A 14,121-nucleotide genomic window follows, 5' to 3' on the forward strand; every position below is an offset into this window, starting at 1 on the left:
CGCGATGCCCGATACCACCGCCGACGATCTGCTGCGCGCGTCGCCGCTCGACCCGGTCGATGCGCGCGTGCTCCTCGCGTACGCGCTCGGCTGGACCCGCACGCAGCTGATCACGCGCGGCGACACCCCGCTCGAGCCCGCCGCGATCGCGCGCTACCGCGCGCTCGAAGCGCGCCGCGTGGCGGGCGAGCCGGTCGCGCAGCTCGTCGGGATGCGCGAATTCTTCGGCCGGCCGTTCGATGTGACGCCCGACGTGCTGATCCCGCGCCCCGAAACCGAACTCCTCGTCGAAGCCGCGCTCGACGCGATCGACGGTCGCCCGCATCCGGCCGTGCTCGATCTCGGCACCGGCAGCGGCGCGATCGCCGTGTCGATCGCCGCCGAACGGCCCGATGCACGCGTGTGGGCGCTCGACCGCTCATCGGCCGCGCTCGACGTCGCCCGGCGCAACGCGCACAAGCTGCTCGACGCGCGCCGCCCCGGCGGCCCGCTGCACTGGCTGCAGAGCGACTGGTACGCCGCGCTCGATCCGACGCTCGCGTTCGACATGATCGTCAGCAATCCGCCGTACATCGCGCAGCACGATCCGCACCTCGCGCAGGGCGACCTGCGGTTCGAGCCGCGCGGCGCGCTCACCGACGATGCCGACGGCCTCAGCGCGATCCGCACGATCGTCGCAGGCGCCGGCGCCTACCTGAAACCGGGCGGCACGCTCTGGATCGAGCACGGCTACGACCAGGCCGAATCCGTGCGTGCCTTGCTCGTGTCACGCGGCTTCGTCGCGGTCGAATCGCTCGCCGATCTCGCCGCGATCGAACGCACCACGGGCGGCCGCCGGCCCGTCTGACGGCCGGCCCGCCCGGTTGAAATCCGCTATCATTTCGTTCTAACGCCCCGCCAACGCAAGGTCAGTCATGGACACCCAACAACGTATCAAGCAAATCGTCGACGAAAACCAGGTCGTGCTCTTCATGAAGGGCAACGCGCAATTCCCGATGTGCGGCTTTTCGGGCCGCGCCGTGCAGGTGCTGAAAGCCTGCGGCGTCGACCAGTTCAAGACGGTCAACGTGCTCGAGGACGACGAAATCCGCCAGGGCATCAAGGAATTCTCGAACTGGCCGACCATCCCGCAGCTGTACGTGAAGGGCGAATTCATCGGCGGCTCGGACATCATGATGGAGATGTACCAGTCGGGCGAACTGCAGCAACTGTTCGCCGCCGCGTAACGCCCCGTTCCCGATGGCATCTCCCAGCGCGCCGCCACGCCGGCTGATCGTCGCGATCACCGGCGCCACCGGCGCGGTCTACGGCGTGCGGCTGCTCGAATTGCTGCGCGCCGCCGGCGGCGTCGAAACGCACCTGCTGGTTTCGAACGCCGGCTGGCTCAATATCCAGCATGAATTGCAGCTGTCGAAGGCCGAAGTCGAAAGCCGGGCGGATGTCGTGCATTCGGTGCGCGATGTCGGCGCGACGATCGCGTCCGGTTCGTTCGCGACCGACGGGATGGTGATCGCCCCGTGCTCGATGAAGACGCTCGCGAGCGTCGCGCACGGCCTGTCGGACAACCTGATCACGCGCGCGGCCGACGTCACGCTGAAGGAACGCCGCCGTCTCGTGCTGATGGTGCGCGAAACGCCGTTCAACCTCGCCCATCTGCGCAACATGACCGCCGTGACCGAAATGGGCGGCATCGTGTTTCCGCCGCTGCCCGCGTTCTACGCGATGCCGAAGACGATCGAGGAACTCGTCGACCAGACCGTCACGCGCGTGCTCGACCTGTTCACGCTCAGCGCACCGATGACGACGCCGTGGGCCGGCATCCGGCCCGCACGGTAAGCCGTTCGCCGCGGCGCTTCGGCGCCGTTCTCCACGTATCTTCGTCGATTCGGCCGCCTTCCGGTTCGATCCAGCCGCGCCCAGCCTCTCCACGCCTGCTCCCGCGCACCCGAATCGGCCGAATTATCAACCATTGCGATTCAATCAAATTCCGTCAAGCCGATTTATCAATGTCCGGTGCGCGCCTATAGTCACAGGCAACCCACTATTGCAGGCTCCCCACCATGAACCGCTTGCCTTCGCTTTACCTGTCACACGGCGCCCCGACGCTGCCGATCGACCCGACGCTGCCGTCCGGCGCATTCACGCACCTCGGCGCCGAATTGCCGCGCCCCCGCGCGGTGCTGATGCTGTCCGCGCACTGGGGCACGCAGCAGCCGGTCGCGAGCGTGGCCGCGCACCCGGAAACGATCCATGACTTCTACGGCTTCCCGCGCGCACTGTACGAGATCCGCTACCCGGCACCGGGCGCGCCCGAGGTCGCCGAGCGGGCGGCCGCGCTGCTGAACGCGGCCGGCATCGCGACCGCGACGACCGAGCACGGCCTCGACCACGGCGCGTGGGTGCCGATGCTGCTGATGTTCCCGGAAGCCGACGTGCCCGTCGCGCAGCTGTCGATCCAGCCGCGTGCGGACGCGGCCCATCACTTCGCGCTCGGCCGCGCGCTGCGGCCGCTGCGCGACGAAGGCGTGATGGTGATCGGCTCGGGCCAGATCACGCACAACCTGCGCGCGGCCGATTTCAGCGCGGCGCCCGAGGATGCGGACCCGCGCGTCGCGGAATTCACCGACTGGTTCGAGGCGAAGCTCGCCGCGCGCGACGTCGACGCGCTGCTCGACTATCGCCGGCAGGCGCCGCACGCGGCGCTGATGCATCCGACCGACGAGCACCTGCTGCCGGTGTTCACCGCGCTCGGCGCAGCCGACGACGACTACCAGCTCGGCGTCCAGTCGCTCGGCACGTATCAACGCGTGCTCGCGATGACGAACTACGTGTTCGCAAGCGCGGCCGCCTGAATCGCGCGACACGGCGACACAAGCGCCGAGCACAAATAAAAAGCCCGCCCGAGCATCGCTCGGACGGGCTTTTTTGCGCTTTCCGCCACCGCCGATTCCGGTGGCAGGTCAGGCGTCAGGCACCGACCCCTTCAAGGATCTCGTCGTGCGCCTCGCGCTCGTCGAGATACTGGGTCCGGTAACCGGTATTCACGCCCCAGAAGTAGAACACCAGCGAGATTGCCGCGACGATCAGCATGTCCCAGCCGTACGGCAGCACGCCGTAACCGCCGAACTCCTTGCTGCCGACCAGCGACAGCACGGCCATCGTCGGCAGGTAGGCGACCAGCCACCATGCGGCCTTCAGGTCGGCGCCCCAGCCGGTCCAGCCCGACTTCGCCTGGAAGTAGAAATACACCGGCAGCGCGACGATCATCAGCAGGATGATTTCGCCCGTCAGCGGCCACTTCGCCCAGTACAGGATCAGCGACGCGCAGACGAACGCGAACGGTGCGATCAGCTTCATCAGCGGGATCGACAGCGGACGCTCGATGTCGGTCGCCGCGCGGCGCAGCGCCATCAGGCTGATCGGGCCGGTCAGGTACGAGATCACCGTTGCGACCGAGATCACTGCCGCGAGCGAGCTCCAGCCGCGGAAGAAGAACAGGAAGATGAACGACACGAGCAGGTTGAACCACATCGCCTGGCGCGGCACACCGTAGATCGGGTGCACGTTGCCGAACATCTTCGGCATCGTGTTGTTGCGCTCCATCGCGTAGATCATGCGGGTGGTCGTCGCCATGTAGGTCGTACCGGTGCCGCTCGGGCTGATGAACGCGTCGACGTACAGCAGGATCGCGAGCCAGTTCAGGTTCAGCGCGATCGCGAGTTCGGCGAACGGCGACGAGAAGTTGAACTGCGACCAGCCCTTCGCGACGTCGGCCGGATTCACCGAACCGATGTACGCCATCTGCAGCAGCACGTAGATCACGAGTGCGATCAGGATCGACGTGATCACCGCGAACGGCACGCTGCGCGACGGATTGCGCGCTTCGCCGGCCAGGTTCACCGGGCTCTGGAAGCCGTTGAACGCGAACACGATACCGCTCGTCGCGACCGCGGTCAGCACGGCCGACCAGCCGTACGGCGCGAAGCTTGCATTCGATGCAGTGCCGAGGTTTTCCGAGTGGAAGCTCGACAGCATCAGGCCGAGGATCGTGAGGCCGGGGATCAGGAACTTGAAGATCGTGATCGCGGTGTTCGCACGTGCGAAGGCCTTGACGCCCCAGTAGTTCAGCAAGAAGTAGATGACGACCAGCACGGCCGACAGCAGCAGGCCGGGTGTCGTCAGTTCGCCGTTCACGAACAGCGCATGCGCCCACGGATACTGCCACGTGCTCATGTACTGGATCGACGCTTCCGCCTCGATCGGGATCACCGATACGATCGCGATCCAGTTCGCCCACGCGCTGATGAAGCCCACCAGCGAACCGTGCGAGTAGCGCGCGTAGCGCACCATGCCGCCCGACTCGGGGAACATCGCACCGAGTTCAGCGTACGTCAGCGCAATCGCGAGAATCACGACCGCGCCGATGATCCATGCGCAAATCGCCGCCGGACCGGCAATCTTCGCAGCCTTCCAGGCGCCGAACAGCCAGCCCGAACCGATAATCGAACCCAGCCCCGTCAGCATCAGTGCAAACGGGCCGATGTTCCGTTGAATAGAACTCTTCACATCCTCTCCTATGTCTCAAAAAGCATGGTCGGCCCGCGGTCCGGGATCGGCTCGGACAGCAGCGCGCATGCAATTTTGGGGGGAAGGATCACCCGATCGGGGCAACCCGTCCACGCGGCGCGTAGTTTAACGGTTGCACCTCCAAGTTGGCGCCAAAATCGTTCAGCCCCTACAAAAAAGTCGCATCGTTTGCAAGGTTTGTAAACCTTAACTCCGCAATAACCCTGAGTGCATGGAAATCCGGTTGACCGCGCGACCGATTACCCGTATAAACAACGTTGCAGGATTTCAAGCGGCGAGTGAATTGGTTCTTTCGTAGTTCGCCCATCAACGGTACTCCGGTTGGTCCCATTACCCCTTCCTTGATTTTCCGCACCCCATGGGCCTCGGCCCCGTTTTATCTTTTTAGGAACAAGTAACATGGCAACCGGTACCGTCAAGTGGTTCAATGACGCAAAGGGCTTCGGCTTCATCACCCCGGAAGGCGGCGGCGACGATCTGTTCGCGCACTTCTCGGAAATCCGCGTCGAAGGCTTCAAGACGCTGCAAGAAAACCAGAAGGTTGAATTCGAAGTGAAGACGGGCCCGAAGGGTCTGCAAGCTGCGAACATCCGTCCGGTCTAAGTTCGGCGCGATAATTCGTGTAAAAAAGCCCCGCTTCGGCGGGGCTTTTTGTTTTCCGGCGCGGGCAGCCATGCGGCCGCCGCCGATCGAGAATGGCCTCCGGTCAGCCGAACAGCCGCTGCGCGTGAATGCCGAGCCCGGTCGCGACGCTCGCGAGGCGATCGCCGAACACCGGCTGCGCGTCCGGGAATGCGCCGGCGAGCGCACCCGACAGGAACGCGAGCCCGGTCGAGCCGCCGGTGAAATACAGCGCGCCGACGTCGCGCGGCGCGACGCCCGCCAGCCGCACCGTTTCGCGCGCGGCATCGACGATGCGCGCGGTGTCGTCGATGCTCGCGTCGACGAGGCGTTCGGCGTCGAACGCGATCTGCAGATCCTCTTCCACGTCGTTCAGGTCGATCATCGTCTCCCCGCCCGCCGCCACACCGATCTTCGCCTCTTCCGCGCGCGCCATCAGTGCATGCCCGAGCCGCTGCTCGACCACGCGCGTGAGCCGGTCGTACTGCCGCACGTCCTGGTACAGGTGCTTCATCAGCTTCAGCTCGCCCAGCCGCTTCGGCGTGTAGACCGTGTTGATCAGGTGCCAGGTCGCCAGGTCGAAGTAGATCCGGTTCGGCAGCTCGCGTCCCTCGGGATCGAGCGCGCGGTAGCCGAACGCCGGCAGGATCGCCGCCAGCTCGACGCGCCGGTCGTAGTCGGTGCCCGCGACGTGCACGCCGTGGTGCGCGAGCACGTCATCCTTGCGCTCGAGGCGCGCCATCCGCTCCGGCCCGACGCGCACCAGCGAGAAGTCCGACGTACCGCCGCCGATGTCGGCGACCAGCACCAGCCGCTCGGCCTGCTGGCGCGACTCGTAGTCGAACGCGGCCGCGATCGGTTCGTACTGGAAATGCACGTCCGCGAACCCGACCGACTGCGCGGCCGCTTCGAGCTGGTCCTGCGCGAGACGGTCGGCGCGCGGATCGTCGTCGACGAAGAACACCGGCCGGCCGAGCACCGCGCGGCCGATCGGCGCGCCGGCGCGCGCTTCGGCCTTGCGTTTCAGGTGCGTCAGGAAGCGCGCGATGATCTCCGTGTACGCCATCGCACTACCGTCGCCGAGATCCGTCGTCGTTTCCGCGAGCGGCGAGCCGAGGATGCTCTTCATCGAGCGCATCAGGCGGCCGTCGAAACCGTCGATATAGGACGCGAGCGCCGCCCGGCCGTATTCGACCGTCTGCTCGTCGTTGTTGAAGAAGATCGCGGTGGGCAGCGTCAGGTGGTCGCCCTCGACGGGCGCGAGGCGCATGGCGTCGCCGTCGGGCAGGGCCACGGCGGAATTGGACGTGCCGAAATCGATCGCGCAGTAAGTCATGGGAAGGTGCCGCAGCATGGCCGGCGCGAAAACGGAAAGGACGGGCTTTTTAACATGAAGCCCGCCGGATCACAACCGGGGGCCACCGCCGGCGCGGTGCAACCGGCCCGGGGCGGAGATCAGGCGCGCCTGCGGCATGCCGGCGACAGGGGCGGACGGGGTGCCCGAGGCGCCCCGCCGCCCGCTTGCAGCGCACCGGCGACAGGTTCGGACAGAGTGCTCGACGCGCCCCGGTACCCGCTTGCGGCACACCGGCGACAGGTGCAGACGGGGTGCCCGACGCGCCCCGCCGCCCGCCTGCAGCGCACCGGCAACCGGTGCGGACAAGGTGCTCGACGCACGCCTGCCCGCTTGCACCATCAGGCCGCGGCGTCGAAACCCTTCTTCCATGCGCCCGCATACACGACCTCGCCGATCGCATGGCGCGTGCGCGGCGCCTTTTCGCGTTCGCGCAACACCGGGTCGAGCTTGTCGACGTTGCCGTAGTGGCCGAGCGAGATGATCGCCGGAATCGCGACGTCGGCCGGAATCTCGAACGCATCGCGGAACGCCTTCGCATCGAAGCCGCTCATCTGGTGCGCGGCGAGACCCAGCGCGTGCGCCTGCAGCACCAGCGACATCGCGGCCGCGCCCGCATCGTACAGCGCGGTCGGCGCCGGCTCGCCCTTCGGCGTGAGCGTATGCGCGGTCACGGCGATCAGCACCGGCGCCGGCGCGTTCCAGCCCTGGTTGAACGGCACCAGCGTCGCGAATGCGTGCTTGAACGCCGCTTCGTCCTGCGTGCGATCGAACACGATGAAGCGCCACGGTTGCGCGTTGTAGGCGGACGGCGCCCAGCGCGCCGCTTCGAGCACCGCGTGCAGATCGGCGGCGCTGATCGGCTCGTCCGAATACGCGCGCGGGCTCCAGCGGCCGGCAATCAGGTCGTGAATCGAAACAGTGGTGGGAGCAGGTTTGACGGACATGCGGTTCCTCGCTGACATCGATGAAGGGCGCGAACGCCCGGCGAACCGCAAGCATAACCGCTTGAGCCGTCGCGCGCCCGGTCATCCCGCGCAATGCAAATCACCGATCCTGCATTGACCGGCCGCACCTGCGCACGGGCCGGCCGGCGCACCGCGCTCAGGCGGCCTGCGCGGCCGCGCGGGACGGGCCGCGATTGATCCGCAGCACGATCAGCGCACCGACGATGCAGAGCGCGCCCGAGATCATCGACGCGATCGTATAGGTGCCGAGGCTCGCGCGCAGCAGCCCCGCGCCGAGCGCCGCGAACGCCGCGCCCAGTTGGTGGCCGGCGACGATCCAGCCGAACACGACCGGCGCCGCGGCCTTGCCGAACACGTCGGTGGCCAGCCGCACGGTCGGCGGCACGGTCGCGATCCAGTCGAGCCCGTAGAACATCGCGAACAGCGGCAGACCGAAGAAGTCGATGCCGAACGCATGCGGCAAGTAGATCAACGACAGCCCGCGCAGCCCGTAGTACCAGAACAGCAGCACGCGGTTGTCGTAGCGGTCGGACAGCCAGCCCGACAGCGTCGTGCCGAACAGGTCGAACACGCCCATCGCGGCGAGCAGCGACGCGCCCTGCACTTCGGACATCCCGTAGTCGCTGCACATCGCGATCAGGTGCGTGCCGACGTAGCCGTTGGTGCTCGCGCCGCAGATGAAGAAGCTGAAGAACAGCAGCCAGAAGTCGCGCGAGCGGCTCGCCGTCAGCAGCGTGCGGAACGCGACCGCGAGCGGGTTCTCCTTCGTCGCGTCGGGCGCCGCCGGCGCGTCGGCCGGCTCGCCGTACGGACGCAGCTGCACGTCGGCCGGCCGCTCGGGCAACAGGAACGCGACCAGCGGAATCACGATCGCGGCCGCCACCGCGACGACCAGCACGACCGGCCGCCAGCCGTGGCGCTGCGCGATCGCCGCGAGCATCGGCAGGAACACGAGCTGGCCAGTGGCCGTGCTCGCGGTCAGGATGCCCATCACGAGGCCGCGCCGCGCATGGAACCAGCGTGTGACGAAAGTCGCGGACAGCGTCAGCGCGACGACGCCGGTCGAGCAGCCGACCATCAGCCCCCAGATCACGACCATCTGCCAGCTCTGCGTCATCATCGACGACAGCGCGACGCCCGCGCTCATCGTCACGAGCGCGGTCAGGATCGTCGGCCGCAGCCCGAAACGCTGCATCGCCGCGGCCGCGAACGGGCCCGTCAGGCCGTACAGCGCGATGTTCACCGAAATCGCCAGCGAAATCGCCGCGCGGCTCCAGCCGAGTTCGCGCTCGAGCGGCACCATCAGCACGCTCGGCGTCGCGCGCGTGCCGGCCGCCGCCAGCAGGATCAGGAAAACCACCGCCGCCGCGAGCCATCCGTAGTGGAAGCGCCCGCCGATTCGTGTCACTGCCCAGTTCATGTTGTCGCTCTCCAGTTGGCGGGCCCGCGCTCGCGCGCCTGCCCCGCCTCACCTCCGGGCCACCTCCGCCGCACGCTGCATCGGCTGACCCGGGCCGATACGTGGCATTTGTCTGTCGATCCGGCCGGCATTGTTACCGCTCGGTCACAAGTGTGTTGCGATCGTAGTGACCAGTCGGTAACATGTCAAGCAATTCACCACGCAGTCGAGGGTCATCATGTCGGGCATCGAGGCCGCCAACAAGCCGCCGGCACGCCGCACGCGCCAGCCGATCGCCGCGGCCGCCGCGCAGGAACACCTGCTGCGCGCCGCGGAGGAGCTGTTTTACAAGGAAGGGGTGCGCGCGGTCGGCGTCGAGGCGGTCGTGGAGCGCGCGGGCGTCAACAAGATGAGCCTGTACCGCCAGTTCTCGTCGAAGGACGAGCTGATCCTCGCGTATCTGGAACGGATGGATGCGTGCTTCTTCGAGCGTCTCGATTCGAGCGTCGCGAAGCATCCGGGCCAGCCGAAGGCGCAATTGATCCAGTATTTCGTCGATCTGGCCGAACGCGCGACGCAGAAGGACTATCGCGGCTGCCCGTTCGTCAACGTCGCGGCCGAATTCCCGGATACGTCGCATCCGGCGCGCGAGCGCGTCGCGCAGAACAAGGAACAGCTGATGAAGCGGCTCGTCGAGTTGTGCGAAGGCGCGGGCGCCCGGCAGCCGAAAGCGCTCGCCGATGCGCTCGCGCTCATCGTCGAAGGCATCTACGCGGCCAGCCAGACCTACCGGCACGGCGAAACGCCGATCGGCACCGCGCCCGCGCTGGCCACGCAGCTGATCGAAGCCGCCTGCGCGTGACGGGCGGCGCACGCCCGACCCGGCTTGCCCGCTCCGGCTACAATGCGGCCCTCGCTGCCGCTTCGCCCGACCGCCTCCGCCATGACCGATACCCGCCCCGACTCGCACGACGACATTCTCGCCGCCACGCGGCACTGGCTCGCGCGCGCGGTGATCGGGCTCAATCTGTGCCCGTTCGCGAAGAGCGTCTATGTGAAGGAACAGGTGCGCTATGCGATCAGCGAAGCGACGACGCTCGAGGATGCGCTCGCCGATCTCGAAACCGAGCTGCGCGCGCTCGAAGCGGCGGATCCGCAGCAGGTCGACACGACGCTCGTGATCTATCCGCGCGCGTTCGCGGATTTCGTCGACTACAACGATGCGCTGTTCTTCGCCGAGCGGCTCGTGCGGCAACTGCGACTCGACGGCGTGCTGCAGATCGCGAGCTTCCATCCCGAGTACCGGTTCGAAGGCAGCGACGCCGACGACATCGAGAACTACACGAACCGCGCGCCGTATCCGATCCTGCATCTGCTGCGCGAGGACAGCATCGCGCGCGCGGTCGATGCGTTCCCGGACGCATCCGCGATCTACGAGAAAAACCAGGAAACGCTGCGCCGCCTCGGCCACGACGGCTGGCGTGAATGGATGCGCCGGCCGGGCGACGACGTCTGACGCGTCGCGCGGCGGGTGGCTGGCGCGCGGCGGACGGGGGCCGGGCGTCGGTCCGCCTTGGTCCGCCTCGGTCGCCTCAGTCCGCGGACTGCTCGACGGCCTCGCCGGCCGCCGCCGCGGGCGCCGGCGCGAAGAAGCGCTCGTTCAGTTCGGCGAGCCCGAACATGCCGAGGATCTCGTGCAGCCGCTCGCCGGGCTTGCGGCGCGGCAGATTCTTGTACTGCGCGATGATCAGCTCGTTCTTCATCGAATGCTCCCAGCCGACCAGCTCGGTCACGCTCACCTGGTAGCCGTGCGCCTCGAGCTGCAGGCAGCGCAGCACGTTGGTGATCTGGCTGCCGAATTCGCGCGTATGCAGCGGATGCCGCCACACTTCCGTCAGCGCGTTCGCGAGCGACTTGCCCTTGTTCTTGCGCAGCACGCCCGCGACCTCCGCCTGGCAGCACGGCACCAGCACGATGTGCTGCGCGCGCTTCGCGAGCGCGAACCGGATCGCGTCGTCGGTCGCCGTGTCGCACGCATGCAGCGCGGTGACGACGTCGACCGTTTCGGGCAGCTTCGGCGACGTGATCGAATCGGCGACCGACAGGTTCAGGAACGACATCCCGCCGAATCCGAGCCGCGCGGCGAGTTCGGTGGAGCGCGTGACGAGTTCCTCGCGCGTCTCGATCCCGTACACGTGCGACGCGAACGCCGGCGTGCCGTGCCCCGGCTGCTGCTTGAAGAACAGGTCGTACAGGATGAAGCCGAGATACGACTTGCCGGCGCCGTGATCGACGAGCGTCACGCCGCCCTTGTCGGCCTGCACGCTCGCGAGCAGCGGCTCGATGAACTGGAACAGGTGATAGACCTGCTTCAGCTTGCGGCGGCTGTCCTGGTTCAGCTTGCCGTCGCGGGTCAGGATGTGCAGTTCCTTCAGCAGCTCGACGGACTGCTCCGGACGGATTTCGTAGGTCTTGTTCGACATCGTGAAACGGCGCCGGGCCACGGTCGGTCGACCACGGCCCGGCGGCGGGAATTCGTGAGGAATGGCGACAGTTTACCGAAAATACGCGATCAGGCTCGCGCGCCGAGCCGCCAGAGCGACGTGACCTCGGCGCGGCGCGCGGCGTGCAGCGGATCGTCCGCGTCGGCCGACTTCGGGTGTGCGGGGCGGATGTCTTCGCGGCCGAGCACGACGAGGCCCGCTTCGTCGATCCATTGCAGCAGCGTGTCGCGCGGGCGCAGGCCGAGATGCTCGGCAAAATCGGACAGGATCAGCCAGCCCTCGCCGCCCGGTTCGAGATGGTCGGCAAGCCCCGCGAGGAAACCGCGCAGCATGCGGCTGTCGGGATCGTAGACCGCGTATTCGATCGGCGCGCTCGGACGGGCCGGCACCCACGGCGGGTTGCAGACGACGAGCGGCGCGCGGCCGGCCGGAAACAGGTCGGCTTCGACGACGTCGACGCGCCCGGCATGACCGAGCCGCGCGACATTCTCGCGGGCGCATGCGAGCGCGCGCGGATCCTGGTCGGTCGCGACGATGCGCTCGACGCCGCGCGACGCGAGCACGGCCGCGAGCACGCCGGTGCCCGTGCCGATGTCGAACGCGAGCGAAGTCGCGGGCAGCGGCGTGCGCGCGACGAGTTCGACGTATTCGCCGCGCACCGGCGAGAACACGCCGTAATGCGGGTGGATCGGCGCGCCGCCGAGCGCCGGGATCGGCACGCCCTTCTTGCGCCATTCGTGCGCGCCGACGAGGCCGAGCAGTTCGCGCAGCGACACGACCGACGGCGCGCCGCCCGGGCCGTACGCTTCCTCGCACGCGGCGCGCACGTCGGGCGCGCGGCGCAGCGGGATCGTGTAATCGGCGTCGAGCGGGATCAGCAGCATCCCGAGCGTGCGGGCGCGCTGCGATTGCGCGAGCCGGTGCAGGTTGAACGCGTCGACCCCGACCGCGGCCTTCGCCTTCTTCGGCTTGCGTTCGACGCGGCGCGCCATCGCCTGCACGAGCTGGCGTGCATTCTGGAAATCGCCCTGCCAGACGAGTGCGGTGCCCTCGCACGCGAGGCGGTACGCCGCGTCGGCGGTGAGGCGGTCGTCGGCGGGCACGGCGCGCTTCGGCGGCTGCACGCCGGCTTCGGAGCGCCAGCGCACGGCATGTTCGGCGCCGTCGGCGTCGGTCCAGTGGAAAACGGGGAAATCGGTCACGCGAGCTCGGCTACGGTTGGCTTCAGACAGGCGGCGCTACCGGACTACCGGAGTGCGCCGCGCGGACCACACCATACCGCGCTTTGCCCGCGCGGCAAAGCGCGGGCGACCGCCCTGGCCGCCAGCCGCGCGATGCTCGCGGCGTGTCAGCTCTGGTCGTCGAGCGCCGCGTCCGGCGCGTTCTGCTTCACCGACGCGATGCCGTTCTCGCGGCCGGCTTCAGCCTTGTACAGCTCGCTCGTGCCGATGATCTCGTGATTGCCGGCCTTCAGGTTGAACATGAACTGGCCGTTGCTCGCGGTCTTGCGCTCGTAGCGCGCGTCGTCCGGTGCGTTCTTGCGCACGGACGCGACGCCGTTTTCCGCCGACGCCTTGGTCTTGTACAGCTCGCTGCGCAGAATGATCTCGCCGTTGGCGGCCTTCAGGTGGAACAGGAACTGCCCGTCGTTCGCTTTCTTGATGACGAATTTCGCTGCCATGGTGCCCTCTCCAAAAAGTCGTCCGGCCCTCCGGACCGAGGCAGTCTAAACGCGATTGCAGCGCAAAACGTAAGGCGCACGAAACACGATCGTCAGGAATCGTCAGACGGCGCTGCAATCACGCCGCTTCGTCCGGTCCGGCATCCGGGGCGTCGCGCAGGCATCGTCTAGCCGCCCCACCCCGGCGTCGCCGGCATGCGCAACGTGCCCGCATCGCTGAAACGCACGGTGCCGAGCACGCCGCCGGCGAGCCGGCCGCGCAGCGCGTACGGCAACTCGCCGCTGGCTGCCGCGCCGGGCAGGTTCCACGCCTGCCGCGCGGCGGCGAACGCCGACACCGAAACGGGCACGTCGATCACGGCCTCGCCGAAGCGCGGCACGACGCCCGAGCGATCGCTGACCCCGCTCGCGAACGGCGTGCCGTTCAGGTCGAGCGCGACCGAAATGCCGTCGTATTCGATCGGCGTGTCATTCGGGTTCTGCACGCGCAGCTTCAGGCTGAAGCGCATCTCGAGGCCCTGTCCGGCCAGCGGGTCGAGCCCGGCGACGGTCACGCTCACGGGCTCGCGCGTCAGGCCCGCGCAACCGCCGAGCGCGAAGACGGCGGCGAACAGCAGCAGCATGGCGCGCAGCGGCGCGATACGGAACAGGGCTCGTGGCATGGGCTGGCCTCCTTGCGGCAATCGATCGGCGGGTCGTCGCCGCATTGTACCGAGCGCGCCGCGCCACGCCCTGATTCGTAGTTTTCGCGCACCGGCGAGATCGTTAATAGATTAAAACTACGGAAACGAATGGCTAAACAGAAAGCGAATTAATGCCTCCCAGCATTCAATGGCGCGCGAAAAATTCAAGAGAAGCACTTTCTAATTTTTTCGTTTCCTTTACCCAAAACCATCAAGTATATTTACGCATCCTTCGAGCAGGCCGACAAACCTTCAAGCCGCATGACGGCGATTTTACGGAACGGCGACACGCCGTCCTTCCGTCCTGCGGCCTGGTACGGCCAG

15 protein-coding genes are annotated in these 14,121 nt (G+C 67.6%); 7 read left to right on the plus strand and 8 right to left on the minus strand.

Going from position 1 to position 14,121, the window contains the following annotated elements:
• Positions 1–4 precede the first annotated feature (4 nt).
• The 4 genes from prmC (at position 5) to U4Z64_RS22835 (ending at position 2,852) form a co-directional block, all read left to right on the plus strand.
• Positions 5–847: a peptide chain release factor N(5)-glutamine methyltransferase gene (prmC, locus tag U4Z64_RS22820; RefSeq protein ID WP_321821164.1), complete on the plus strand. Its 843-nt coding sequence runs from the start codon at positions 5–7 to the stop codon at positions 845–847.
• Between the two features lie 67 nt (positions 848–914).
• A complete protein-coding gene (gene grxD, locus U4Z64_RS22825; protein WP_011883132.1) occupies positions 915–1,226 on the plus strand; it encodes a Grx4 family monothiol glutaredoxin in 312 nt (103 codons plus the stop codon).
• Between the two features lie 13 nt (positions 1,227–1,239).
• Complete coding sequence (locus U4Z64_RS22830; RefSeq protein WP_321821165.1) at positions 1,240–1,836, plus strand: UbiX family flavin prenyltransferase; 597 nt, start codon at positions 1,240–1,242, stop codon at positions 1,834–1,836.
• A gap of 224 nt (positions 1,837–2,060) precedes the next feature.
• Positions 2,061–2,852: a class III extradiol ring-cleavage dioxygenase gene (locus U4Z64_RS22835; RefSeq protein ID WP_321821166.1), complete on the plus strand. Its 792-nt coding sequence runs from the start codon at positions 2,061–2,063 to the stop codon at positions 2,850–2,852.
• A 115-nt stretch (positions 2,853–2,967) separates the two neighbouring features.
• Here the strand turns inward: U4Z64_RS22835 and U4Z64_RS22840 are convergent, their stop codons facing one another.
• Entirely contained in the window at positions 2,968–4,566 is a 1,599-nt protein-coding gene (locus tag U4Z64_RS22840) for an APC family permease (protein ID WP_044845903.1), read from the minus strand.
• Positions 4,567–4,986: 420 nt separating this feature from the next.
• Between U4Z64_RS22840 and U4Z64_RS22845 the strand changes: the two genes are divergently transcribed.
• Positions 4,987–5,190, plus strand: a complete 204-nt coding sequence (locus U4Z64_RS22845; protein WP_006477070.1) for a cold-shock protein — start codon at positions 4,987–4,989, stop codon at positions 5,188–5,190.
• A gap of 103 nt (positions 5,191–5,293) precedes the next feature.
• On the opposite strand, the gene U4Z64_RS22850 is transcribed toward U4Z64_RS22845, so the two are convergent.
• The 3 genes from U4Z64_RS22850 to U4Z64_RS22860 all read right to left on the minus strand — a co-directional run bounded on the left by U4Z64_RS22850 (position 5,294) and on the right by U4Z64_RS22860 (position 8,950).
• Positions 5,294–6,544 carry an Hsp70 family protein gene (locus U4Z64_RS22850; protein ID WP_124571711.1) on the minus strand — a complete coding sequence of 417 codons (1,251 nt, stop codon included), beginning with the start codon at positions 6,542–6,544 and terminating at the stop codon, positions 5,294–5,296.
• 359 nt (positions 6,545–6,903) lie between these two features.
• Entirely contained in the window at positions 6,904–7,509 is a 606-nt protein-coding gene (locus U4Z64_RS22855) for a nitroreductase family protein (protein WP_044845905.1), read from the minus strand.
• A gap of 157 nt (positions 7,510–7,666) precedes the next feature.
• Entirely contained in the window at positions 7,667–8,950 is a 1,284-nt protein-coding gene (locus U4Z64_RS22860; protein ID WP_044845906.1) for an MFS transporter, read from the minus strand.
• 217 nt (positions 8,951–9,167) lie between these two features.
• On the opposite strand from U4Z64_RS22860, the gene U4Z64_RS22865 reads away from it, so the two are divergent.
• Positions 9,168–9,791, plus strand: a complete 624-nt coding sequence (locus U4Z64_RS22865; protein ID WP_257775232.1) for a TetR/AcrR family transcriptional regulator — start codon at positions 9,168–9,170, stop codon at positions 9,789–9,791.
• Positions 9,792–9,872: 81 nt separating this feature from the next.
• The gene (locus U4Z64_RS22870) at positions 9,873–10,445 is read left to right on the plus strand and encodes a DUF1415 domain-containing protein (RefSeq protein WP_321821167.1); all 573 of its coding nucleotides are present in this window, start codon (positions 9,873–9,875) and stop codon (positions 10,443–10,445) included.
• 76 nt (positions 10,446–10,521) lie between these two features.
• Here U4Z64_RS22870 and U4Z64_RS22875 read toward each other — a convergent pair whose 3' ends face one another.
• The 4 genes from U4Z64_RS22875 to U4Z64_RS22890 all read right to left on the minus strand — a co-directional run bounded on the left by U4Z64_RS22875 (position 10,522) and on the right by U4Z64_RS22890 (position 13,776).
• The gene (locus U4Z64_RS22875) at positions 10,522–11,412 is read right to left on the minus strand and encodes an SAM-dependent methyltransferase (protein ID WP_321801765.1); all 891 of its coding nucleotides are present in this window, start codon (positions 11,410–11,412) and stop codon (positions 10,522–10,524) included.
• An 89-nt stretch (positions 11,413–11,501) separates the two neighbouring features.
• Positions 11,502–12,635, minus strand: a complete 1,134-nt coding sequence (locus U4Z64_RS22880; RefSeq protein ID WP_321821168.1) for a class I SAM-dependent methyltransferase — start codon at positions 12,633–12,635, stop codon at positions 11,502–11,504.
• A 146-nt stretch (positions 12,636–12,781) separates the two neighbouring features.
• On the minus strand, positions 12,782–13,114 hold the full coding sequence (locus U4Z64_RS22885) for a YegP family protein (RefSeq protein WP_044845911.1): 333 nt from the start codon (positions 13,112–13,114) through the stop codon (positions 12,782–12,784).
• Between the two features lie 167 nt (positions 13,115–13,281).
• Entirely contained in the window at positions 13,282–13,776 is a 495-nt protein-coding gene (locus U4Z64_RS22890) for an LEA type 2 family protein (protein ID WP_124522203.1), read from the minus strand.
• Between the last annotated feature and the right edge of the window lie 345 nt (positions 13,777–14,121).

It is taken from the genome of Burkholderia sp. BCC1996 (genome assembly GCF_905339955.1).
Lineage (GTDB): Bacteria > Pseudomonadota > Gammaproteobacteria > Burkholderiales > Burkholderiaceae > Burkholderia.